The 21,767-nt window shown below is 60.3% G+C and carries 18 protein-coding genes; 8 read left to right on the top strand and 10 right to left on the bottom strand.

Translation table 11 applies throughout. The features are described 5' to 3' along the window. Positions 1–58 precede the first annotated feature (58 nt). From BUB69_RS01075 to BUB69_RS01055, 5 genes are read left to right on the top strand one after another with little or no spacing between them, the layout of a single operon-like run. Entirely contained in the window at positions 59–1,510 is a 1,452-nt protein-coding gene (locus BUB69_RS01075; protein WP_073161880.1) for a UbiA family prenyltransferase, read from the top strand. Next, positions 1,507–2,823, top strand: a complete 1,317-nt coding sequence (locus tag BUB69_RS01070) for an FAD-binding oxidoreductase (protein WP_073161879.1) — start codon at positions 1,507–1,509, stop codon at positions 2,821–2,823. Before BUB69_RS01075 ends, BUB69_RS01070 begins: the two co-directional genes overlap by 4 nt. Then, a complete protein-coding gene (locus BUB69_RS01065) occupies positions 2,820–3,560 on the top strand; it encodes an SDR family oxidoreductase (protein WP_073161878.1) in 741 nt (246 codons plus the stop codon). The genes BUB69_RS01070 and BUB69_RS01065 overlap by 4 nt, the downstream gene beginning before the upstream one ends. Then, positions 3,557–4,525, top strand: a complete 969-nt coding sequence (locus BUB69_RS01060; RefSeq protein WP_073161877.1) for a lysylphosphatidylglycerol synthase transmembrane domain-containing protein — start codon at positions 3,557–3,559, stop codon at positions 4,523–4,525. Before BUB69_RS01065 ends, BUB69_RS01060 begins: the two co-directional genes overlap by 4 nt. A gap of 47 nt (positions 4,526–4,572) precedes the next feature. Next, a complete protein-coding gene (locus BUB69_RS01055; RefSeq protein WP_073161876.1) occupies positions 4,573–6,003 on the top strand; it encodes a DUF2723 domain-containing protein in 1,431 nt (476 codons plus the stop codon). 26 nt (positions 6,004–6,029) lie between these two features. Here BUB69_RS01055 and BUB69_RS01050 read toward each other — a convergent pair whose 3' ends face one another. From BUB69_RS01050 to BUB69_RS01035, 4 genes are all read right to left on the bottom strand, one after another. Then, a complete protein-coding gene (locus tag BUB69_RS01050; protein ID WP_073161875.1) occupies positions 6,030–7,856 on the bottom strand; it encodes a glycoside hydrolase family 15 protein in 1,827 nt (608 codons plus the stop codon). After that, complete coding sequence (locus BUB69_RS01045) at positions 7,849–8,649, bottom strand: glucose 1-dehydrogenase (protein WP_073161874.1); 801 nt, start codon at positions 8,647–8,649, stop codon at positions 7,849–7,851. Before BUB69_RS01045 ends, BUB69_RS01050 begins: the two co-directional genes overlap by 8 nt. An 81-nt stretch (positions 8,650–8,730) precedes the next feature. Next, positions 8,731–9,768: an NADP(H)-dependent aldo-keto reductase gene (locus tag BUB69_RS01040; RefSeq protein ID WP_073161873.1), complete on the bottom strand. Its 1,038-nt coding sequence runs from the start codon at positions 9,766–9,768 to the stop codon at positions 8,731–8,733. Positions 9,769–9,887: 119 nt separating this feature from the next. Beyond that, complete coding sequence (locus tag BUB69_RS01035; RefSeq protein WP_073161872.1) at positions 9,888–11,699, bottom strand: ABC transporter ATP-binding protein; 1,812 nt, start codon at positions 11,697–11,699, stop codon at positions 9,888–9,890. Positions 11,700–11,792: 93 nt separating this feature from the next. Between BUB69_RS01035 and BUB69_RS01030 the strand changes: the two genes are divergently transcribed. Further along, positions 11,793–12,218: a DUF1810 domain-containing protein gene (locus BUB69_RS01030; protein WP_073161871.1), complete on the top strand. Its 426-nt coding sequence runs from the start codon at positions 11,793–11,795 to the stop codon at positions 12,216–12,218. Positions 12,219–12,247: 29 nt separating this feature from the next. Here the strand turns inward: BUB69_RS01030 and BUB69_RS01025 are convergent, their stop codons facing one another. From BUB69_RS01025 to BUB69_RS01010, 4 genes are all read right to left on the bottom strand, one after another. Continuing rightward, positions 12,248–13,321 (bottom strand): DUF1615 domain-containing protein, encoded by a 1,074-nt coding sequence (locus BUB69_RS01025; protein ID WP_073162231.1) that lies wholly within the window; start codon positions 13,319–13,321, stop codon positions 12,248–12,250. 79 nt (positions 13,322–13,400) lie between these two features. Continuing rightward, positions 13,401–14,309, bottom strand: coding sequence for a glutaminase B (gene glsB, locus BUB69_RS01020; protein WP_073161870.1), 909 nt, complete (start codon positions 14,307–14,309; stop codon positions 13,401–13,403). Positions 14,310–14,363: 54 nt separating this feature from the next. Beyond that, entirely contained in the window at positions 14,364–15,371 is a 1,008-nt protein-coding gene (locus tag BUB69_RS01015) for an ABC transporter substrate-binding protein (protein WP_073161869.1), read from the bottom strand. Positions 15,372–15,402: 31 nt separating this feature from the next. Next, the gene (locus tag BUB69_RS01010; protein ID WP_073161868.1) at positions 15,403–16,218 is read right to left on the bottom strand and encodes a class II aldolase/adducin family protein; all 816 of its coding nucleotides are present in this window, start codon (positions 16,216–16,218) and stop codon (positions 15,403–15,405) included. A 200-nt stretch (positions 16,219–16,418) separates the two neighbouring features. On the opposite strand from BUB69_RS01010, the gene BUB69_RS01005 reads away from it, so the two are divergent. Then, complete coding sequence (locus BUB69_RS01005; protein ID WP_073161867.1) at positions 16,419–17,396, top strand: ABC transporter substrate-binding protein; 978 nt, start codon at positions 16,419–16,421, stop codon at positions 17,394–17,396. A 100-nt stretch (positions 17,397–17,496) separates the two neighbouring features. After that, positions 17,497–18,534, top strand: a complete 1,038-nt coding sequence (locus BUB69_RS01000; RefSeq protein WP_073161866.1) for an ABC transporter substrate-binding protein — start codon at positions 17,497–17,499, stop codon at positions 18,532–18,534. A 149-nt stretch (positions 18,535–18,683) separates the two neighbouring features. On the opposite strand, the gene BUB69_RS00995 is transcribed toward BUB69_RS01000, so the two are convergent. Next, the gene (locus BUB69_RS00995) at positions 18,684–21,086 is read right to left on the bottom strand and encodes a TonB-dependent receptor plug domain-containing protein (protein ID WP_073161865.1); all 2,403 of its coding nucleotides are present in this window, start codon (positions 21,084–21,086) and stop codon (positions 18,684–18,686) included. 278 nt (positions 21,087–21,364) lie between these two features. Next, positions 21,365–21,766: an ExbD/TolR family protein gene (locus BUB69_RS00990; RefSeq protein WP_073161864.1), complete on the bottom strand. Its 402-nt coding sequence runs from the start codon at positions 21,764–21,766 to the stop codon at positions 21,365–21,367. Position 21,767 lies beyond the last annotated feature (1 nt).

The following is a 21,767-nucleotide window of genomic DNA, read 5'->3' as shown; positions in this document are numbered from 1 at the left end:
AGTGGCGGTTGTCCATTTTCGTTCCATAGTGCGCTCACTTTCACAGGAGCCACTGTCCATGTCTGGCATTCAGGGAAGAATTCTCGAAGTCCATCCACCCTTGGTCGTTGACCTGGATGGCACGCTGCTACGTTCAGACTTGCTGTTTGAAACGGCCATGGCGTTCGTGCGGCAACATCCGCTCCAGGTCTTCACACTGCTGCTGTGGTTGTTGAAGGGCAAGGCAGCGCTGAAACAGGGTCTGGCCTTGGCCAGCTCGGTCGATATTGCGCTTCTGCCCTATGACCCGCAGGTGCTCAAATACATTGAGGTGCAACGCAGCACAGGCCGACTGATCGTTCTTGCCACCGCCGCTCATGAAACCCTGGCCAATCGCATTGCAGCGCACCTGAATCTGTTCGATCAGGTGTGGGCCTCAGACGGTGAGGTCAATCTTTCGGCCCATCGCAAGCGGGATCTGCTGATCAGCCACTACGGTCACGGCGGTTTCGACTACATCGGCAATTCTTCGGACGACCTGTGCATCTGGACTGTCGCGCGCAAGGCCATCGTCGCCAACCCGCACACCGGCGTCGAACGCCAGGCGCTGGCACACGGCAATGTCGAGCAGGTCATGAATGCCAACGCGTCGAGCCTCAAGGACTGGCGCAAGGCACTGCGCCTGCATCAGTGGCTCAAGAACGCACTGATCTTCGTGCCGCTGCTGGCGGCGCACCAGATCCAGCAGCCGCAACAGTTGATCGACGGCCTGTTGGCGTTTTTGCTCTTCGGCCTCTGTGCATCGAGCGTCTATGTGCTCAACGACCTGCTGGACCTGGCGGACGACCGACACCATCGCAGCAAACGCAATCGACCGTTCGCCAGTGGCCGTCTGCCGATCAGGTCGGGCCTGATCGCTGTACCGACCTTGTTGCTGCTGGCTTTCGGCGGAGCTGCCTGGTTTCTGCCGTGGCAGTTTTCGGCGGTGCTGGGGGCGTACTACGTGTTGACGCTGGTGTACTCGCTGTACCTCAAGCGGCACATGGCCGTGGACGTCATTGTGCTGGCCATGCTCTACACCACACGCATTCTGGCAGGTGCAGCGGCCTTTCATCTGCCACTCACGTTCTGGATTCTGGCGTTCTCGATGTTCCTGTTCCTGAGTCTGGCGCTGGTCAAACGCTACGCCGAGTTGCGCGAAGCGCGGGTGCGTGAGGTCGAAGGCAAGACGCGCGGTCGCGGCTATTACCCCAGCGATCTGGACATGATTGCCTCGCTGGGCGCGTCATCCGGCAACCTCGCCGTAATGGTTCTGGCGCTCTACATACACGAAGGCGCCACTGTGGTGCTGTATCAACACCCGCATGTCATCTGGCTGGCGTGCCCGTTGCTGTTGTTCTGGATCACCCGGCTGTGGATGCTCACCCATCGCGGCTTGATGAATGATGATCCGGTGGTGTTCGCCATACGCGACCGCATCAGTCAGGGGGTCGGCGCGCTGTTCCTCCTGGTGTTCTGGATTGCCGCATGACGGCGCCTCTCTATCCGTGGGGGCGGTATCCCCTGATCGCGCAGCAGGGCCATGAATGCACGTGGATCGATGATCTGTCACAGCATCTGGACACCACGCTGGCCCTGCATGAAAGCAGCCTGCCCTTCGGCAATGGGCGCAGCTACGGCGACAGTTGCCTGGCCAGCAGCGGGCACGTGCTGCACATGCACCGGCTGGACCGTTTTATCGCGGCCAACTGGACGACCGGCGTGGTGCGCGTCGAAGCGGGCATGACCCTCGCGCAGGTACTCGCCGCCGCCATCCCGCAGGGCTGGTTTCTGCCGGTGACGCCGGGCACACAATTCGTCACGGTAGGCGGCGCAATCGCCAATGACGTACATGGCAAGAATCATCACCTGCGCGGCACCTTTGGCTGCCATGTACCGCGCTTCGGCCTGCTGCGTCACCGCGAGCAACCGATGATCTGCTCGCCGGCCGAGAACCCGTTGCTGTACGCCGCCAGCATCGGCGGGCTGGGGCTGACCGGGGTCATTCACTGGGCCGATCTGCAGTTGATGCCGATTCGTACCAGCCAGATCGACAGCACCGTGGTGCGCTTCGCCAACCTCGGCGAGTTCTTTGCGCTGTCGCGGGAGCTGGATCATCAGCACGAATACAGCGTGGCCTGGATCGACTGTCTGGCGCGAGGCAGCCATAGCGGGCGTGGTGTGTACATCGTCGGCAACCATGCGCGCTTCGGCTCGCTTGAGGTCGAGCGGCGCAGCAAACTGAGTGTGCCCCTCACCCCGCCGCTGTCGCTGATCAACAACCTGTCGCTGCGCCTGTTCAACTCGCTGTACTGGCACGCCCACCCTGCCCGACCTACGCCACGGCGCAGCACCTACGAGCCGTTTTTCTATCCGCTCGACCGTGTACTGCACTGGAACCGGATTTATGGGCCCAAGGGCTTTCAGCAATACCAGTGCGTGATTCCTGAAGACTGCGCGCAGGACGCCATGCAGGCGCTGCTGACTGTCATCGCCGAATCCGGTCAGGGCTCATTTCTGGCGGTGCTCAAGCGCTGTGGTGACATCGCCTCGCCCGGCCTGCTGTCGTTCCCGATGCCGGGCACTTCGCTGGCGCTGGATTTTCCGCAACACCGCGACCTTGCCGGGTCGTTATTTCCGCGTCTGGACGCCATTGTCCATGAGGCCGGCGGACGTCTGTACCCGGCCAAGGACGCCCACATGAACGGGAGCGATTTCCGCCAGGCCTACCCGGCCTGGGAGCGACTGGAAGCCCTGCGCGACCCTTCCCTGATGTCCCGCTTCTGGAAACGAGTCCTGCCATGAAACGAATTCTGATCATCGGAGCCACCTCGGCCATCGCTCACGCCTGCGCTCGTCTATGGGCCGCACAAGGCTGTGAATTCTTTCTGGTGGCGCGCAGTGCCGACAAACTGCAGGTCACGGCGGCCGATCTCAAAGGACGCGGCGCAAAGACCGTCACGTTGTATGAAATGGACGCCACGCATTTCGCCGAACACCCCGCCATGCTGGCCGACTGTCTCAAAACCCTCGGTCAGATCGACGTCGTGTTGATCGCTCATGGCACCCTGCCGGATCAGCGCGCCTGCGAGCAGGATGTCGGGCTGGCACTGCAGGAGTTCATCACCAACAGCGCGTCGGTGATCGCGTTGCTGACCCTGCTCGCTCAGCACTTCGAGGTTCAGCGGTGCGGCACGCTGGCGGTGATCTCGTCGGTCGCGGGTGAACGGGGCCGGCCGTCCAACTACCTGTACGGCTCGGCCAAAGCGGCGGTCACGACCTTTTGCGATGGCTTGCAGGCGCGGCTGTTCAAGCTGGGCGTGCATGTGCTGACCATCAAGCCCGGCTTTGTCGACACGCCGATGACACAAGGCCTGTCGCTGCCCGCTGCGTTGCTCGCTCAACCCGAGCAGGTCGCCGAACGGATCGTCAACGGCATCGCCCGTCAGTCCACGAGTCTGTACGCGCCGGGGTTCTGGGCGTGGATCATGCTGGTGATCCGCTCGATTCCACAGCCATTGTTCAAGAGGCTCAACCTGTGACAGGCACGCCCTGGCTGTCGGGATGGCGCTACCGGGCCGTGGTGCTCTCGGTCATTGGCTCGGCGCTGGGCTACCTGGCGTTCTGTCTGTGGGGCGGCTGGCACGAAGTAGCGCAGGCCACAGCAAGAGTCGGCGCGGCCGGCATCGCACTTACGCTGCTGATGTCGGCGGTCAACTACGGGCTGCGCTTCCTGCGCTGGCAGCTCTATCTGCAGGTGCTCGGCCACCCGCTGGCGTGGCGCGACAGCCTGCCTGCGTACCTGGCAGGCTTTGCCTTGACCACCACGCCGGGCAAGGCGGGAGAAGCGCTGCGTGGCGTATTGCTCAAGCCGCTGGGCGTGCCTTACCCGCAGAGTTTTGCGGCGTTTGTCAGCGAGCGGCTGTCCGACCTGCTGGCGATTGCGCTGCTCACGCTGTTCGGCCTGTCCTGGTACCCGGCTGCGCAACCGATGATTGCTGTGGGTCTGGCGCTGGTGATGGCGGGGTTGCTGACCCTGTCGCAACGTCGCTTGCTGGAAGGGTTGCGTGGGACGATTGCGCAAGCCACTGCTCGACTGCCGACGCTGCTAAGGCACCTGCTCGACGTGTTGCTGGCTGCTCGTCACTGCCATCGCTGGCATGTGCTGCTGGGCGCCAGCCTGCTCAGCCTGACCGCCTGGAGCGCCGAGGCGCTTGCGTTTCATTGGGTGCTTGGCTGGATGGGCGCAGAGATTCCACTGACGTTTGCGGTGTTCACCTACGCACTCGCGATGCTGGCCGGTGCATTGAGTTTCATGCCCGGCGGGCTGGGTGGTGCAGAGGCGGTGATGATCAGGCTGCTGATGTTCAAGGGAATGCCCGCTGCAGACGCGATTGCCGCGACAATTCTGATTCGCCTCGCGACCCTGTGGTTTGCGGTCGCCATCGGCGCAGTCATGCTCAGCCGGTTCAAGGACTCGACGTCGATGGAACATCCAGCCCGATAAGGCGATGCCATCGGACAAGACCACCCGCCTCAAGGAGGAGCTTCTCAATGACTTCATCCCCCGTTCGACCTTCAATCGCGATGGCACTGCTGTTGCTGTGCGCCGCCATTACGGCCAGCTTCATCGCCTCCAGCGGCCCGATCCAGTGGATGGACAACGGCATGTTCCTGGCCGACGCCACTGCCGGTGAATATTTCAGCCAGTCACTTGGCCCGCTGGATCATCCATTCTTTCACTTCTTCAGTTCGGTGTTTTATGCGGTGTTCGGCTCGCAGGTGCTCAGCCTGATGAACTCCCTGCTGTTACTGCCGCTGGCGTGGATCATCTACCAACTGGCAACCCGGGTCGGTGCTACAGCGCGTCAAGCGGTGCTGGCCGCCACGGCCACGATACTGGCCCACGCGGTGTTCTGGGTGTCGACCAAGGCCGAGGTCTACCTGCTGCACACCCTGTTCGTGCTGTTGGGCTATGCGGTGCAATTCAGTGCCAGCCCGCGTCTGACGCCTCTGAAAAAACTGTTCGTCATCGGCGTACTGACCGGACTGAGCGCCTCGATTCATCAACTGACCTTCATTGTGATGCTGCCGCTTTACATCCAGTTGCTGTACCAGCACAAGGCGCGAATGTTGATGACGGTGCCTGGTTTCATCCTCGGGTTCGCAACTGCCGCCGTGGCAGTGTCCAACGACCTGAACGCGGGAATGGGGCTGATCGATATCGTTCGGCGCTACCTGACGGGCGCCTCGACGACCCTCGCTGGCCCCGAGTGGGAAGGCAGCCTGTTTCGATTCGACGACCTGTGGCACGAGAAGAACTCGGTGGTGCTGCTGTTGCTGTCGTTGATCGGCCCACAGATTGCCGGGTTGCTGTTATTTCCCGCAGACAGCCGATTGCGCCTGCTGTGGAGTGCAGCGCTGTTGAATCTGCTTTTCGCGATTTCCTACAACGTCACTGACCGCTTCACCTTCTTCCTGCCGGGCATCGCGATGCTGAGCATAATCGGCATGATTCAGTTGCCTGCGCTGCTGCCGCGCAATCGGACAGGCATTGCGCTGCTGAACGTCTCAGTGTTGACGTCACCGCTAGTGATTATGCTGGCCTACTCGCTGTATGCCAGCGGTGTGGTCAATCTGCCGACCCACAAGGAGAAACTGCCGTTTCGCGATGACATCCACTACTTCATGGTGCCCTACTTGCCCGACCGCTCTGCCGAACAGTTCGTGAAGGCCTACGAGCAATTGGTGCCTGAGGGAGCGTTGATCATTGCTGACTGGACGCCCATGGGCGCAATTCGCTCCGGGCAGGCGATGGGTTTGCTGCGTGATCGCAAGCTCGCCATGTGCGGGGATAACGTCGACATTCGCCCCTATATCGGCAATCCAGGCGTCTACCTTGCACGTCTGAGCTACTGCGGGATGATCGCAGACAATTACACACTGGAAGACCAGTCGGTGGGATTTGCATTACATGCCAGGTAATGCAAATCCCGACGGTGCAGGAAGGCTCAGGGTTGCCAGAGTGCTTGATCGCCACTCAGCTTGCGGTCCAGAAAAGTGGCCGCGCTGATCAGCGCCAGATGACTCAACGCCTGTGGCGTATTACCCAGATGATGGGCGTGGGCGTCGAACTCCTCGGCGTACAGCCCCAACGGGTTGGCGTAACGCAGCAATTGCTCGAACTCCAGATGCGCCTGCCCGACCCGCCCGGCGCGGGCCAGGCATTCGACGTACCAGAACGAGCACGCGACAAACGCGCCCTCTTCACCTTCAAGACCATCATCGTGATCGTCATCATTGCGATAACGGAACACCATACCGTCACGTACCAGCGTGCGCTCGATAGCGTCCAGCGTCGCCAGCCACTTGGGGTCGCTGGCCCCGACAAAGCGGACAAGCGGCATCAGCAGCATTGAGGCGTCCAGGTTGCGGCTGCCTTTGTACTGCACGAAATGTCCCAGCTCTTCGCTCCAGAAGTTGTCCCAGATGTCGTCGTGAATCTGCTCGCGTACCTTGGTCCAGCGCTCGAAGGGGCCTGACAGCGAGCGCTTGAAAGCCAGACGCAGCGCCCTGTCCAGCGCCACCCAGCACATCAGCCTTGAGTGCAGGAAATGCTGATCACCGCCGCGCATTTCCCAGATACCCACGTCGCGATCATCCCAGTGCTCGCACACGTAATCCACCTGACGCACCACATGCTTCCAGCCATCGTGAGAAATCGCATCGCCATATTTGTTGGCAAGGTAAACGGCGTCCATCAGCTCGCCGTAGATATCCAGCTGCGTCTGCTCGTACGCTTCGTTGCCGATCCGCACGGGCAATGCGCCGCCATAGCCAGTCAGGTGATCGAGGTGTTCTTCAGGCAGCTTTTCGCGGCCGTCGAGGGCATAGAGAATGCCCATCTTTTCAGTGCCCTCGCAGCAATCATCCAGACGACCGCGCATCCAGCCCATGAATGCGTTGGCTTCATCGGTGTAACCCAGACGCATGAAGGCATACACCGTAAATGACGCATCGCGGATCCAGGTGTAGCGGTAATCCCAGTTACGCTCACCACCGGGTGTTTCCGGCAGACCGAAGGTTGCCGCGGCGATGATGCCGCCGTGCTTGCGCGAGGTCAGCAGTTTGAGCGCCAGCGCCGAGCGCATGACCATCTCGCGCCAGCGCCCGTGGTACAGGGACTGCCCGGCCCAGCGTCGCCAGAACGCGAGGGTGTCGTCGAAATACCGTGAGCATCTGCCGGCCGCGACCTGCGGATCATCCACGCCGCCGAGAATGAACTCGATGGTCTGCCCTTTTTCCATCTGGAACTCGGCCAGTGCCGCGTCATGCTCCACATGCAACGGTGTTGTCGCGGACAGGCGCATGCCCGGCTGGCCCGTGGCCTGAAAGCACACGTCGCGGCCTTCCAGGTGCGCGGTGGTCTCGACACGGCTGTAATCCATACGCACCTTGCAGCGCATGCGTATCGTGGCCTTGCCGAAGCGCACCTGAACACGACGCACGATGCGCGGCAAATCGTCCTTGTTTTCGCCAATGGGCATCAGGTCCGTGACCTCCACGACCGCCTCTTCCGATATCCAGCGGGTCTGCAGTACGTTGGTGTCCGGCAGGTAGATCTGCAATCGACGCGCATCAGGCAAATCCGGCGCCAATTGGAAAATCCCCGCGTCGTTGGTGTCCAGCAACGCGGTAAAGATTGATGGGCTGTCGAAGTCCGGCCAGCAACAGAAATCGATGCTGCCGGTATCGGCAATCAGGGCGGCACTGCGCATGTCGCCGATGATGCCGTGGTTCTCGATGGGGTTCTGTGCTTCTTCCGGGAGATCAGCCATTGCCACGAAACTCCGGATAGAGGGTCATCCCTCCGTCGATGAACAGGGTCGTACCGTGGACATAATCGGATGCATCGGACGCCAGCCAGACCACTGCGTTGGCCACGTCTTCGGGTTCACCGATGCGACCATAGGGAATGAGTTCGAGCATCTTGCTCTCAGCATCGCCCTGCCTGGCATCGGCATTGATCGGCGTGCGAATCGCGCCGGGTGCAACGCTGTTCACGCGAATTTTCTGCTCGCCCACTTCCTGCGCAATGCTGCGCATGAGCAGATCGACGCCACCCTTGGAGGCCGCGTAATTGACATGCCCCGCCCACGGAATGACCTGGTGCACCGAACTCATGTGAATGATCTTGCCCATCGCCCGTGACACATGCTCACGCATGCCCTGGCGGATGAACTGGCGCACGGCGGCGCGTGCGCACAGGAACTGACCGGTGAGGTTGACATTGATGACGGTGTTCCAGTCCTCAAGGCTCATGTCCACGAACGCGGCGTCCTTTTGCAGGCCCGAGTTGGCGAACAGAATATCCAGCGCGCCGAACTGCTCGATGGTCTGGGCGAACATCCGTTCGACTTCGTTTTCTTTGGACACATCAGCACCGATGGCGATGGCTTGTCCGCCCGACGCGCGAATCTCGTCCGCCAGTTTCTCGGCCGGTTCCGCCTTGGAATGGTAATTGATGACCACCGCCGCGCCGGCGTCTGCCAGCGCACGCGCTGCCGCAGCGCCAAGACCGGAACTGGCGCCGGTCACGAGTGCGACTTGTTGCTTGAGAGAGATGTGCATCGGATTTCAGCCTCGAAGTCTGCTAGTGCATGCGTTAGATGCTGACTCGCGAGGCTGAAAGTTAGTTCAGTGGCGTTCGGCTTACGGCGCCGGGTTAGGTTGCGAAATATGTATGGCTTCGATTCCGGCAATCACTTCGTCCGACAGCGTGACATCAATGCTCGCCAGGTTGACCGCGAGTTGATCCAGCTTGGTTGCGCCAATGATGTTGCTGGTCACGAAAGGCCGGCTGGTGACATACGCCAGCGCCATCTGCGAAGGGTCAAGACCGTGCTCGCGGGCCAGCGCCACGTAGCGGGCCGTCGCACTGACCGCCTGCGGGTTGTTGTAACGCTGGAAGCGCTCGAACAGGGTCAGGCGACCGTCGGCAGGACGTGCGCCGTCCAGGTATTTACCCGCCAGTACACCGAACGCCAGCGGCGAGTAGGCCAACAGACCGATCTGCTCGCGAATGGCAATTTCTGCCAGACCGACTTCGAAGGTGCGATTGAGCAGGTTGTACGGGTTCTGGATCGACACCGCTCGCGGCAGGTCCAGCTTTTCGGCCAGATGCAGGAAGCGCTGGGTGCCCCACGGCGTTTCGTTGGACAGGCCGAAATGACGAATCTTGCCCGCTTTGACCAGATCGCCCAGCACCGAAAGCGTTTCTTCGATTTCCACGGCGACGTCGTCAGGGTCGTGGGTATAACCCAGTACGCCGAAGAAGTTGGTCTTGCGGTCCGGCCAGTGCAGTTGGTACAGGTCCAGATAGTCGGTGTTCAGGCGCTTGAGGCTGGCATCCAGCGCGGTGATGATGTTGTGGCGATCCAGACGTGGATTGCCATCGCGGATGTGTTCCATGCGGCCGGGACCTGCGACCTTGCTGGCCAGCACCCAGTCACTACGATCGCCGTACTTCTTGAAGTATTCGCCAATGATGCTTTCGGTCTTGGTATAGGTTTCGCCACGCGGCGGCACCGGGTACATCTCGGCGGTGTCGAGGAAATTGACCCCGGCCTCTTTGGCCATGCGAATCTGCTCGAAGGCCTCATCCTGCGTGTTCTGCTCGCCCCAGGTCATGGTGCCCAGGGTGATGGCGCTGACCGACAGATCAGTCTTGCCCAATGAACGAAATTGCATTGATCACTCCATCCGGTAGATAGGAAAGCGCACAGGGGCGCCACAAAAAACGAACCCTATAAAACGCCGACAGGTGACGCACTGCAAGGACTTTTGTTGCTTTTGATGACAGTTTTCATCTAGCGATAACCCTGAGCCTGGAGGTCGAAAAGCGCGGCGTAGCGCCCTCCCGCCTCCATCAGGCTGTCGTGACTGCCACGTTCGAGCACACGCCCATGCTCCAGCACCACAATGTGTTCGGCATTGCGCACGCTGGAAAAGCGATGGGAAATCAGCAGCGTCATGCGGCCTTTGGCGTACTCGCGAAAATGGTCGAACACCGCCGCTTCCGCCCCCGCATCCAGCGCGGCAGTCGGCTCGTCGAGAATCAGGATGTCGGCGTCACGGCGCATGTAGGCACGCGACAGCGCGATCTTTTGCCATTGGCCGCCGGACAGCTCCTGGCCGCCCGCGAACCAGCGTCCCAGTTGTGTTTCGTAACCCTTGTCGAGCTGTTCGATGAACGGCGCGGCCATGCCCTGAGCGGCGGCCTCGCGCCAGCGTGCTTCGTCATGAAACGCTTCAGTGTCGCCAACCCCGAGGTTTTCGCCGACCAGAAACTGGTAGCGGATGAAATCCTGAAAGATCACGCCGATTCGGGTACGCAATGCCTCTTCGTCCCATTCCTGAAGGTCACTGCCGTCGAGCAGGATGCGCCCATGATCGGGCTTGTAGAGCCGGGTCAGCAGTTTGATCAGGGTGGTCTTGCCCGAACCGTTCTCGCCCACCAACGCCACGCTGCGGCCCGGCGCCAGATGCAGGTCGATGTGTTCCAGCGCCGGACGGCTGGTGCCGGGATAGGTGAAGCTCACGTCTTCGAAGCGCAGGCCGTCACCCGGCAATACGCCGTGAGCCAGGCTCCCGGTCGGTGCGATGACCGGCTGGGCCAGATAGACATAAAGATCCGACAGGTACAGCCCGTCCTCGTACAGGCCACTGATCGCGCTGAGGCTGCTGCTCACGGCTGCCTGCCCCTGCTTGAACAGCACCAGGTACATGGTCATCTGGCCAAGCGTGATGCGGCCATGGACGGCATCGACTACCACCCACGCGTAAGCCAGATAGAACGCCGCAGTGCCCAGCAAACCCAGCAGAAATCCCCAGCCGTCGCGGCGCACGGTCAGGCGGCGGTCTTCGGCGTAAAGCCGTTCGAAGGTCTCGCGATAGCGTTTGAGCAGCAGCGGCGCGAAACCGAACAGCTTGACCTCCTTGATATAGCCCTCGTGAGAAAGCAGCGTTTCGATGTAATTCTGCCGACGGGTTTCCGGGGCGCGGCGCGTGAACAGCCGGAATGCATCGCCGGAAAAGTGCGCCTCGGCAAAGAACACCGGTAACGCGCCCAGCACCAGGATCGCCAGCGCCCAAGGCGAGAAATGCACCAGCAGCACGGCAAAGCTGATCAGCGAGATGAGGTTCTGCAGCAGGCCCAGCGACTTGGTGACGAGCGCCAGCGGCCTTGTCGAGGCTTCACGCCGCACACGCACCAGTTTGTCGTAGAACTCCGAGTCTTCGAACTGCATCAACGACAGGGTCTGCGCCTTCTCCAGAATCAAGGTGTTGACCTTCTGCCCCAGCAAGACGCGCAACAATGCCTGCTGCACCGACAGGCCTCGCTGGGCAGCGGCCAGCAATGCCAGCACGCCCGCTTCGTAAAGCACGTAGCGCAGCACCGGCCAGAGGGGAGCCTCACCGCTGCTGGCATGCAATTGCATGGCACTGACCACGGCGTCCACAATGCGCTGGCCCAACCAGGCAGCCAGCGCAGGCAACAGGCCAGCCACCAACGTGGCGAGGATCAACCCCAGTGACAGCCACCGCGAGGTGGTCCAGACCAGTTGCATCGCGCGAAAGGCCTGCTGCATGAAAGATGAAAAACGCTTGAGAACCGGCATACGTAAAAGAACTCTGGATACAGAACCAACCCCGTAGAGGTCGGCCATCATACGGCCGCAGACGCTGGCTCGCTAAAAAACAGGAGGTCCATCATGAACGATGCTCACAACCTGCAACGCTTTGTTGATGCTCAGTACCCCGTGTTTCCAGAAGTACTGACGGAGCTTGAAGCCGGGAAGAAACGCAGTCACTGGATGTGGTTCGTGTTTCCGCAAATCCGTGGGCTGGGCCGCAGCGACATGGCCCAGCGCTACGCCATCGGCAGCCTCGATGAAGCGCGGGCCTACCTGCAACACCCGCTGCTCGGCCCACGCCTTGAGCAGTGCGCCCGACTCATAGCGCCTCAGGTAGAACGCACGGCTCGGCAAATATTCGGCTCACCGGACGACATGAAACTGCAGTCGAGCATGACCCTGTTCAAACTCGCAGCGCCTGACCGGACGATTTTTCAGGAGGTGCTGGACACCTTTTTCGATGGCGAGCTGGATGCGATGACGGTGACGCGGGTCAGTGGTTGAGTCCGCTCCAGAGTCCTGTGTGTCCAGCGTCACACCCCCGCCGGAGCACGCTGTACGCAACGCTCACGCCGATCGTCCACGCGCTCGGCGAACCAGGCGGTGGTCAGGTTGCGAGTGATCTTCGGGCTCTTCAGCGTAATGCCCGGCAAAATCGCGCGAGGCAGCGGCTTACCCGCCGCCCGGTCGGCCATCGCGAACACCTTTCGGTACAGCTCGGTGTCTTGGAACTCGAACGTATCGCCCTGCTTGAGCTGGCTCCATATCTGCGACTTGTTCATGCCCAGGCGATCACCCAGGGTCCGAACGGCCAGCTCGGTAGAACCCGGCGAGGTGGAGTCGAAGCGAATCAGGTCGCCATCCAGCGCCAGGTCGATGCCGGTTGCCTGGCTGACGGCTGCCTGAAAGGCCGCATTGCGGCTTGCGTACCAGCCGGCATTGAAGTCAGCGAAGCGATACAGCGACTTGTCATAACTCACCGGGTAACCCAGCAGGTGTGCGATGCCGAAGTACATGCCGCCGCGTCGGGTAAAGACCTCGCGTCTGATCGAGCCATCTACCGGGTAGGGATAGTCCTCGGCGCGTTTTTCCGCGAAGGCGATGCTGACCTGCATCGGACCACCGGTCTTGACCGGGTTGAAGGTGCCGAACAGCGCCTGACCCAACGGCACCATACCGATGAAATCATCGAAGATCGCGCTCAGTTCCTTCTCTGTACGGGCAGCATCGAGGCGCTTGCCGTAGGTTTTTCCATCCGGGGAGCGGACCCGCAGTGCGGTCGCGATCAAGGCATTAGGAATGTGCAGTCGCGCCGCGCGGCGGTCGATCTCGGCGCGCGCGATGCGGCCCATGTTCGGCACTGCCGGATCAACTGAATAGGTGGACTCCTGCTCGGTCACAGCCAGCACGGAACACAGGTTTTCGGTGGTCAGGGGGATTTTCTGCGCAGCGAAGGCCGCATGGATATCCGTAGCCCACGCCTGGCGATCACTGACCGTGGCCGGCATCAGGCGCAGAATACGTGCCCGCGCCTGCTCGGGCGTCAGCTCAGGTTCCTGGGGGCGCTGAGTGCCGCACGCGGCCAGTAATATCAGCGCGACGCTCATCGTGAGCGACTTGAACAAACGTCGTTTCAATCCATGACTCCGCTGGCGGTGCTTCAGAGGTGGGCGTCAGTGTTCTAGCTTAAAACACCGACCAGTCGATCCTCGCACTGAGTTTTTCCAGTGCAGCCATACCGACAAGCGAATTGCCTGCCGCGTTCAACTCCGGGGACCAGACACAGACCGAAAACCGCTCTGGCACGACCGCGACAATCCCGCCGCCCACGCCACTCTTGCCGGGCAGACCGACACGGTAGGCAAAGTTGCCCGCCTCGTCATAAAGGCCACTGGTGGCCATGATCGAGTTCAATTGAGTGGCCTGCCGCGCGCTGAGAATCTGCTCGCCACTGTGGGTGCAGAAACCCTGGTTGGCCAGAAAGCCGAACGCACGGGCCAGGTCGATGCAGCTCATGCTCAGGGCGCAATGGTGGAAGTAGCTGCGCAGCACGTCTTCCACATCACCGTGGAAGTTGTCGAACGACTTCATGAGGTACGCCGCTGCAGCGTTGCGCGAACGGTGCTGGTATTCGGATTCAGCCACTTTGGAATCAGAGGTGATCGAAGGGTTGCCACACAGGCGCCGCACAAAGTCGCGCATCGACAACGACGGAGCGGCGAAGCGCGCCTGATTGATGTCGCAGATCACCAGCGCACCGGCATTGATGAACGGATTGCGCGGCCTGCCCCGCTCGAACTCCAGCTGCACCAGTGAGTTGAAAGGCTGGCCGGAAGGCTCGTGGCCGAGGCGCTGCCAGATGTCCTCACCGGAATGCCCGATGGCCTGCACCAGGCTGAAGACCTTGGAAATGCTCTGGATCGAAAACCGTGTCTCGGCATCTCCGGCGCTGAACATCTGACCGTCATTGCCGTACACCGCGATGCCCAATTGATCGGGTCTTACCCCACCGAGCGCCGGAATGTAATCGGCGACTTTGCCCTGACCGAGCAAGGGTCTTACTTCATCGAGGATTTCGTTCAGCAGGTCTTGCATGTGTGCGCCCCTTGTTTTGGGTGCGCACACTACACCAACCCAGGACGCCTCGCATCATCGCGACGTGATATCACGGTCTTTCGCAAACGCCTGCCGATCGACCAGCTCGGCAACCTTGACGGCATGCGGGAAGATTTTCTTCTCGACGAACAGATCATCGACCTGCTGCAAGGCCTCGATATCACGGTTTTCGACCGGTTCAAGCGCCTCGATCCCCCAACTCTGCAAGCGACGCGACACTGGCAGCGGAATGTCGTTGACCCTGGCAAAGACCTCGGCGTACTGATCGGTGTTGTTGCGCGCCCAGTCGAACGCCCTGGCAAGGCGCTTCAGCACATCATTGATGGCCTGACGCCGGACGGGATCGGTCAGCACTTCGTCCGACGCGGTAATAAAGGTAAGGCCCGTGTTGATGCCCTCGCCGCTGAGTAACACCCGAGCGCCCTGCTCTTCGGCGAATGCCTGATAAACGCCGAACGTGGCCCAGGCCTCGATCTTGCCAGCGTTGAATGCAGGCAGCGCGTCGGTGGGCATGACGAAACCGATATTGACGTCAGCCTCGTTGACCCCGGCATTGGCCAGCGCACGGATCAACAGGTACTGGGAGATGCTGCCGCGTGCGGAAGAGATCACCACATTGCGGCCCTTGAGGTCGGCCACGGATTGAATCGCAGATGCCTTGGGCACCAGAATCGCGATACTGCGCGACTGACTGCGCCGCACGCCGACAATGCGCAGCGGCGCACCGCCAGTGGCCGCCGCCAGCACGGGGGTATCGCCAGCAGGTGCAAGGTCCACCGCTCCGGCGCGCAGGGCCTCGAACAGCGGCGCTGCCCCCTGAAAATTGGCCCACTCGACCTGATACGGCAGGCCCTCGAATGCCTTTGATGCTTCAACGACCGTGCGTAAGCCTTTGGCCTGATCGCCAAGCACCAGTTTGACCTTCGACCAGTCCACCGCTTCGTTACTGGAAACCACTTGCCTGTCGTCATTGCCGCAGCCCACCAACGTACTGAAAAACAGCAAGGCAGCGCAGCTTCTGACCCAATATGTGAAACCCATTCTGTGCGTCCTTGTGCGGGTGATTCGTCAGTCAGGTCTTGTAGGTCGTGTCGGTGCGTTCCAGTTCACGGATCAGCGCATCCCAGTGCCGCGCCACACCCGGACCGTGTCCGTCCTTGATGACTTTGGCCTGCTCTTCAACCTTGGCGATGACCGCTTGCGGAGGGAAAACCAGCTCGGCGTTGCCTGCCGATTGCGCGGCAATCTGAATGTTGCAGGCGTATTCCAGATTATGCAGTTGCTGAAACGCGTGCTCGATACTGACGCCGCCAGTGAGCAACCCATGGTTACGCAGGATCATCACGCTCTTGTCACCCAGGTCGGCCACAAGCCGTTCGCGCTCATCCAGATCAAGCGCAATGCCTTCATAGCCGTGGTACGCCACGCGACCGGAAAAGGCGATGGCGTGCTGGGAAATCGGCAGCAGGCCGTCCTTCTGCGCCGACACCGCAATACCGTCCCGAGTGTGGGTGTGCAGCACCGCCTGCAAGTCCGGGCGCGCGGCGTGAATGGCGCTGTGAATGACATAGCCTGCGTAGTTGATCCCCAGGCCGGTCGGGTCATCGACAATCGTGCCGTCGATATCGACCTTGACCAGGTGGGACGCGTTGATTTCATCGAACAGCAGGCCAAAGGGGTTGATCAGAAAGTGCTCGTCTGGCCCCGGCACGCGGGCAGAAAAATGTGTGTAGATATGATCGGTCCAACGCTTGAGAGCAGCGAGACGATAGGCAGCGGCAAGCTTGACCCGAATCTCCCATTCTTCCGGGGAAACCCGGTCCCGCACGCTCGATTGTGACGAAGTGGCCGTGTCCGTCTGGACTGGCAAGGCACTGACATTGCTCATGATGGCTCCCTGTGATTGGCAATCGATGACGCAAGACTATGCGCATAAGAAATCAATTAAAAAGCACATTTACTTATAAGATAATTATAAAAAAATAGAATATTAAAATTCATCATTATGCTTACATCGGCGCTCGATATTCCTGAGTGAATCAGGAGCAGTCCACTTTCAGGCTTGCCGGACCGCAAGGACGAGACCGTATGAACCAGACATTCAACCGACGACATTTTCTGACTGCCAGCGCCGTGACCCTGGGCGCTGCCACACTGGGTATGGCGCCCCGGTTATTCGCCCAGGATCAATGGGCCGACCTGACGCTGCAGGTCGCCACCTACCGGGGCGGAGATGCCAACTTCAACGAAAATGCCGGCAACGACAATCGTCCCTACAAGGTGCAGTTTTCCGAATTTCCAGGCGGCAATCTGATTGTCGAAGCGCTGGCATCGGGCAGCATCGATATCGGCTCGATGAGCGAGATACCACCGATCTTTTCGATTCAGAGCCACCGCCAGCCCAAATTGATCGCCGTGATGGAAGGTGACGTCAATAACCAGGTGTTTCTGATTCCCAAAGACTCCCGCGTCGAATCGGTTGCCCAATTGCGGGGCAAGCGCGTCGGGTATGTCAAAGCCACCACCGCTCATTACTTCCTGATCCAGGCGCTCAAGGAGCAAGGCTTGAGCATGGAGGACGTCAAAGCCATTGCGCTCACGCCGCAGGACGGCTTCACCGCCTTTCAGAGCGGCCAGCTTGACGCATGGGTCACGTACGGCACCTTCATCCAGTTGGCGAAATTTCGCAGCGGCGCACGGGTGTTGAAAACCGCTTTGGGTTATTTGTCCGGCAACTACCTGCTGGCCGCCCGCCCCGCTGCCCTGGCCGATCCGCTGCGTCGTCAGGCCATCACCGATTACCTCAGGCGCCAACGCCAGACCCTGGAATGGATCAACGATCACCCTGAAGAGTGGGCGGAGAAATCCGGAAAACTGCTGGGCATCGACAAGGCCGTCTTCGCCGATCAAATCGCGAACCGCAGCCAGCCCTGGAAACTCAGGGCCATTGACGATCAGGCCATCGCCTCGCAACAGGAAGTGGCTGATGTGTTTTTCGAAGCGGGTGTGTTGAGTGAACGGATTGATGTGTCACCGCTATGGGATCGGCAATTCAAGCTCGCGTGAAAGGTCTTTCGAAGCGGCTTATGGTTATTCATTAACGTTATTTAAATAATATTTTTTATAGCGATATGCTCAGAAAACACCCCTTTCACTGGAGCGGCATATGTCAACGACCGACACACCCACCTCACGCCTCACGCGACTCGCTGCCGCCATTGGCCTGGGCGCAACACTGATCGCCGGATCGCTGCTGGTGCCGGCCACGGCGCAGGCTGAAGGGGAAATCCGTATTGCCGAACAGTTCGGGATTGTCTACCTGCTGCTCAACGTGGTGCGCGATCAACGCCTGATAGAGAAGCACGGCAAGGAAGATGGGCTGGACATCAAGGTCGACTGGACTCAACTGTCCGGCGGCTCGGCGGTCAACGATGCGCTGCTGTCGGGCTCGATAGACATTGCTGGCGCAGGCGTCGGCCCGCTGCTGACCATCTGGGACCGCACCCTCGGTCGCCAGAACGTCAAGGCGGTCGCGTCGCTGGGCAACTTTCCGTATTACCTGGTCAGCAACAACCCCAAGGTCAAGACCATCGCCGACTTCACCGAAAAAGACCGCATCGCCGTGCCGGCCGTCAGCGTTTCGGTGCAGTCGCGTTACCTTCAGTATGCTGCGGCCAGGCTATGGGGAGACAAGGAGTTCGCGCGTCTGGACAAGTACACCGTCAGCCTGCCGCACCCGGACGCAGCCGCCAGCCTGATCGCAGGTGGCACCGAACTGACCGGGCACTTTTCCAACCCGCCCTATCAGGACCAGGAACTGCAGAATCCCAACGTGCATGTGGTGTTGAACACTTACGACCTGCTGGGTCCGAACTCGCCGACCTTGCTGTTCGCCACCGAGAAGTTTCGCAACGACAACCCCAAGACCTATAAGGCCTTCATCGAAGCCTTGAGCGAAGCAGAGCAGTGGGTCAGCAAAGATATCGGCGCTGCCGCCGACACTTACATCCGCGTGACCCGCTCCAAAATCGACCGTACCGAGCTGCTCAAGATCATCGACCAGCCCGAATTCCAGTTCACCATTACACCCAGGAACACCTACCCGTTGGCCGAGTTCCTGCACCGCGTCGGCGCAATCAAGAACAAGCCCGCGTCGTGGAAAGACTATTTCTTCCAGGATGCGAAACCTCTCCAAGGCAGCTGAGCCCCAGGCGCGTCTTCGACGCGCTGTCCTACGAAAACCGCTTTTGATAAGCGCAGGCTCGCTTCCACGAGCACTGCGCTTGCTAGTCGAGTCCGTAGCGTCGAAACGCTACGGGAACGCCCGCAGAACGGGCGTCTGCTCTGTAGCCCTTACCAGTTGTACGTCACCTTCCCATAGTAAAAAGCCCCGCTGTACCCGTAGGGCGAAAACGTGCTGTACGCCAGGTTGCCGCCGCTGGAGGAAAAGTCGTTGAGCTTCTCGGGGTATTTGTCAGTGACGTTGTCGCCACCCAGCGTGAACACCCAGTTCTTGTGCGTGTAATCCACCGCCAGGTCCAGCAGCCAGGCCGCGCTGAAGGTCTGATCGTTGACCTTGTCGGCCTGATAGCTGGTGAACTCGCCGTAGCGAACCAGATTGGAATGCAACGCCCAAGGCCCGAACGTGAAGTCGTTGCCCAGGCTCAGCTTGTGCTGAGGCGTGGTGTCCCCCAACAGACCGATGCGTTCGCGTCGATCGACCCGCACCAGATTCACACCCAGTTGATCCAGTATCCCTGGGTTGGCTTTAACGTCGGTGACCTTGGTGTGGTTGTAGTTGTAGCCCACTGTGCTGTTCCAACGCACCCCGTTATCGAGCTGATAACGATAGTTGGCCACCAGATCGATGCCGTCGGTACGGGTGTCAGTGGCGTTGGTGAAGTAGCGGGCACTGGTGTAATTGATGTCGCCGACGCCGTTGCTGCGCAGGTAGTTGATGGCAGTGTTGTTGAGCACCAGGTTGGACGACAGCGAGATCCGGTCGCGAATGTCGATGCGATACACATCGGCCGTGACAGTCAGGTTGTCCAGCGGCTCCAGCACCAGCCCCAGGCTGTAGTTGCGGGACTTCTCGGCTTTGAGGTCCTCGGCACCGAGCAGTTGCGCGACATTGCTGGACGCCGGGAATGTGCCCGCCTCCTGAATGGTGTTACCGATCAATTGCGATGAAGTAAAAGTGAAGTTCTGCTGGGCCAATGACGGCGCACGGAAACCGGTCGACACGCTGCCACGCAAGGCGACCTGCGGGGTGAAGTCATAGCGGGCCGACAGCGAGCCGCTGATGTTGGAGCCGAAGTCACTGTAGTCCTCATGACGCACCGCCGCCGACACGCCGAGTTTCTCGGTCAGGTTGGTTTCCACGTCCAGATACTGCGCAAAGTTGTGCCGTGAAGAACTGCCCGCATCAGCCGCCCGGAACCCGCCCAATCCGGAGCTGCCGGTCTGGAAATACGATTCGGCCTGCCCTGCTTCAATCTGGTAACCCTGACGCAGGTACTCGGCACCGAACGCCACCGACACCGGATACGGCAGCCAGGCCGCACTGAACTCCCGAGACAGGTCCAGGCTCAGCTGCTTTTGATCATTGGTCAGCGTGCCATTGTCGAATGAGCGCGGCGTGGCCAGGCCCAGCGAGGTATTGATGGTTTTGGTGCGAATCTCATAGCTGTTCTTTCCGTAGTTGGCCGACAGGTCGTAATGCCAGTCATCCGCCAGCTCGCCGCGCAAGCCTGCCACCAGCGAGGTGTCTTGCAGGGTGCCGTTGATCAATGGCAGATAACCATTGGGGAAAATCGCAGCGTTGTTGTTCGAGGCGTTGCTGGGCCGGTAAAAGGCAGCGGTTTCGCCGCGACGTTTGCTGTATCCGCCGAAACTGTAGAACTCCAGCGCATCGCTGAAACTGTACTCGGTGTTGAATTGAACCTTGCCCTCCTCGGTTTCCGGCTCGCCCTGCCGGAACACGCGTTGGCCATAGGTCGTGGAGCCGACACTGGAGGCGCGCAGATCATCGCCGGCGCGGTTGGTGTAGTCGTTATTGGCGCCCTCGCCTGACAGATTGAAAAAGCCATTACTGCCCAGTGCGAAACCGGTATTGCCCGCCACTTGCCGCTGAATGCCGTCGCCTTTCTTGTACTGACCGTAACGCGTCGACACCGAGCCACCGTGGTCTGCGTTCTTGAGGATGATGTTGATCACCCCGGCGATAGCATCAGAGCCATAACGGGCCGAAGCACCGTCACGCAGCACTTCGATGTGGTCGATGGCCGACAGCGGGATGGCATTCAGGTCGGCAGGCGCCGAGCCACGCCCTACCGCGCCACCCAGATTGACGAAGGCCGACGTATGGCGGCGTTTGCCGTTGACCAGTACCAGCACCTGATCAGGTGACAGACCGCGCAATTGCGCAGGCCGCGCCAGCTCGGCACCGTCCACCAGGCTGGGACGCGGAAAGTTGATGGACGGAATGAGCCGCGCCAGCACCGTGCCCAGCTCGCTGGAGCCGGAGCTGCGCAGGCTGTCGCCGGAAATCACGTCGATAGGTGACAATGAACCGCTGGCGGTGCGCTCCTGTGCGCGGGTCCCCGTCACGATGACAGTGCCCAGCGTGGAGGTTGTCGAACTGTTGCTTTGCTCCGCAGGCTCGTCGGCCCAGGCTGCTGAACTCACCGTAACGGCGCCCAGCACATTGGCCGAGAAAATCGCCGTGGCCAATACACTGCGTTTGAAGCTCCCCATACCGCTACCCCTTGAATTCCCTGATCCAGAACATCGTGTTCTGGTGACAACGAGCGATCCGTGCGGTGGACGGTGGCGATCATTACGATTTGGATTAATGGTGCGGTGGTCCGATGCGTTATAGCTTAACGCCATTAAATATCAGGTTTTAAATACTAATAACGCATAAGCTGCAACGTTTTGGTCAACTCGAAAAAGGCCGGGATGAGCCATAAAAAAAGGGCCGTATCTGCCTGAGAATACGACCCTGAAAAAATGAATTGTTTGAGCGCGGAGTTCTATTTGGCGGTGATCACCGACAGTTTGGTAATCCCGGCACGCTCGATAGAAGCCATGGCCCGTGCCACTTCGCCGTAGTTCACGCCATTGTCGGCCTGCAACTGCACGCGCACGTCCGGCGCTTTGTCCTTGGCAGCCTTGAGGTTGGTTTCCAGCAGGTCCGGCTGGATTTCGTCCTTGTTGATGAACAGCTTGCCCTGCCCGTCAATGCTCACCACCAGCGGGTCTTTCTGCTCAACTGGCGCGACCGATTCGGTCTTGGGCAGGTTGATCGGGATCGAGTTGGTCAGCAGCGGCGCGGTGACGATGAACACCACCAACAGCACCAGCATCACATCCACCAGCGGCGTGACGTTGATCTCGCTCAGCACCTCATCGCTGTCTTGTGTGGAAAAGGCCATA

Source organism: Pseudomonas asturiensis, from assembly GCF_900143095.1.
GTDB classification, from domain to species: Bacteria; Pseudomonadota; Gammaproteobacteria; order Pseudomonadales; family Pseudomonadaceae; genus Aquipseudomonas; species Aquipseudomonas asturiensis.
The sequence above is the reverse complement of the archived record's forward strand: the minus strand, read 5'-3'. Positions and strand labels throughout refer to the sequence as shown.

What these genes read in the sequence shown, in the direction of transcription:
- BUB69_RS01075 (WP_073161880.1), top strand. Translation starts at nt 59, where the DNA reads ATGTCTGGCATTCAGGGAAGAATTCTCGAAGTCCATCCACCCTTGGTC.
- BUB69_RS01070 (WP_073161879.1), top strand. Translation starts at nt 1,507, where the DNA reads ATGACGGCGCCTCTCTATCCGTGGGGGCGGTATCCCCTGATCGCGCAG.
- BUB69_RS01065 (WP_073161878.1), top strand. Translation starts at nt 2,820, where the DNA reads ATGAAACGAATTCTGATCATCGGAGCCACCTCGGCCATCGCTCACGCC.
- BUB69_RS01055 (WP_073161876.1), top strand. Translation starts at nt 4,573, where the DNA reads ATGACTTCATCCCCCGTTCGACCTTCAATCGCGATGGCACTGCTGTTG.
- BUB69_RS01050 (WP_073161875.1), bottom strand. Translation starts at nt 7,856, where the DNA reads ATGGCTGATCTCCCGGAAGAAGCACAGAACCCCATCGAGAACCACGGC.
- BUB69_RS01045 (WP_073161874.1), bottom strand. Translation starts at nt 8,649, where the DNA reads ATGCACATCTCTCTCAAGCAACAAGTCGCACTCGTGACCGGCGCCAGT.
- BUB69_RS01040 (WP_073161873.1), bottom strand. Translation starts at nt 9,768, where the DNA reads ATGCAATTTCGTTCATTGGGCAAGACTGATCTGTCGGTCAGCGCCATC.
- BUB69_RS01035 (WP_073161872.1), bottom strand. Translation starts at nt 11,699, where the DNA reads ATGCCGGTTCTCAAGCGTTTTTCATCTTTCATGCAGCAGGCCTTTCGC.
- BUB69_RS01030 (WP_073161871.1), top strand. Translation starts at nt 11,793, where the DNA reads ATGAACGATGCTCACAACCTGCAACGCTTTGTTGATGCTCAGTACCCC.
- BUB69_RS01025 (WP_073162231.1), bottom strand. Translation starts at nt 13,321, where the DNA reads ATGAGCGTCGCGCTGATATTACTGGCCGCGTGCGGCACTCAGCGCCCC.
- glsB (WP_073161870.1), bottom strand. Translation starts at nt 14,309, where the DNA reads ATGCAAGACCTGCTGAACGAAATCCTCGATGAAGTAAGACCCTTGCTC.
- BUB69_RS01015 (WP_073161869.1), bottom strand. Translation starts at nt 15,371, where the DNA reads ATGGGTTTCACATATTGGGTCAGAAGCTGCGCTGCCTTGCTGTTTTTC.
- BUB69_RS01010 (WP_073161868.1), bottom strand. Translation starts at nt 16,218, where the DNA reads ATGAGCAATGTCAGTGCCTTGCCAGTCCAGACGGACACGGCCACTTCG.
- BUB69_RS01005 (WP_073161867.1), top strand. Translation starts at nt 16,419, where the DNA reads ATGAACCAGACATTCAACCGACGACATTTTCTGACTGCCAGCGCCGTG.
- BUB69_RS01000 (WP_073161866.1), top strand. Translation starts at nt 17,497, where the DNA reads ATGTCAACGACCGACACACCCACCTCACGCCTCACGCGACTCGCTGCC.
- BUB69_RS00995 (WP_073161865.1), bottom strand. Translation starts at nt 21,086, where the DNA reads ATGGGGAGCTTCAAACGCAGTGTATTGGCCACGGCGATTTTCTCGGCC.
- BUB69_RS00990 (WP_073161864.1), bottom strand. Translation starts at nt 21,766, where the DNA reads ATGGCCTTTTCCACACAAGACAGCGATGAGGTGCTGAGCGAGATCAAC.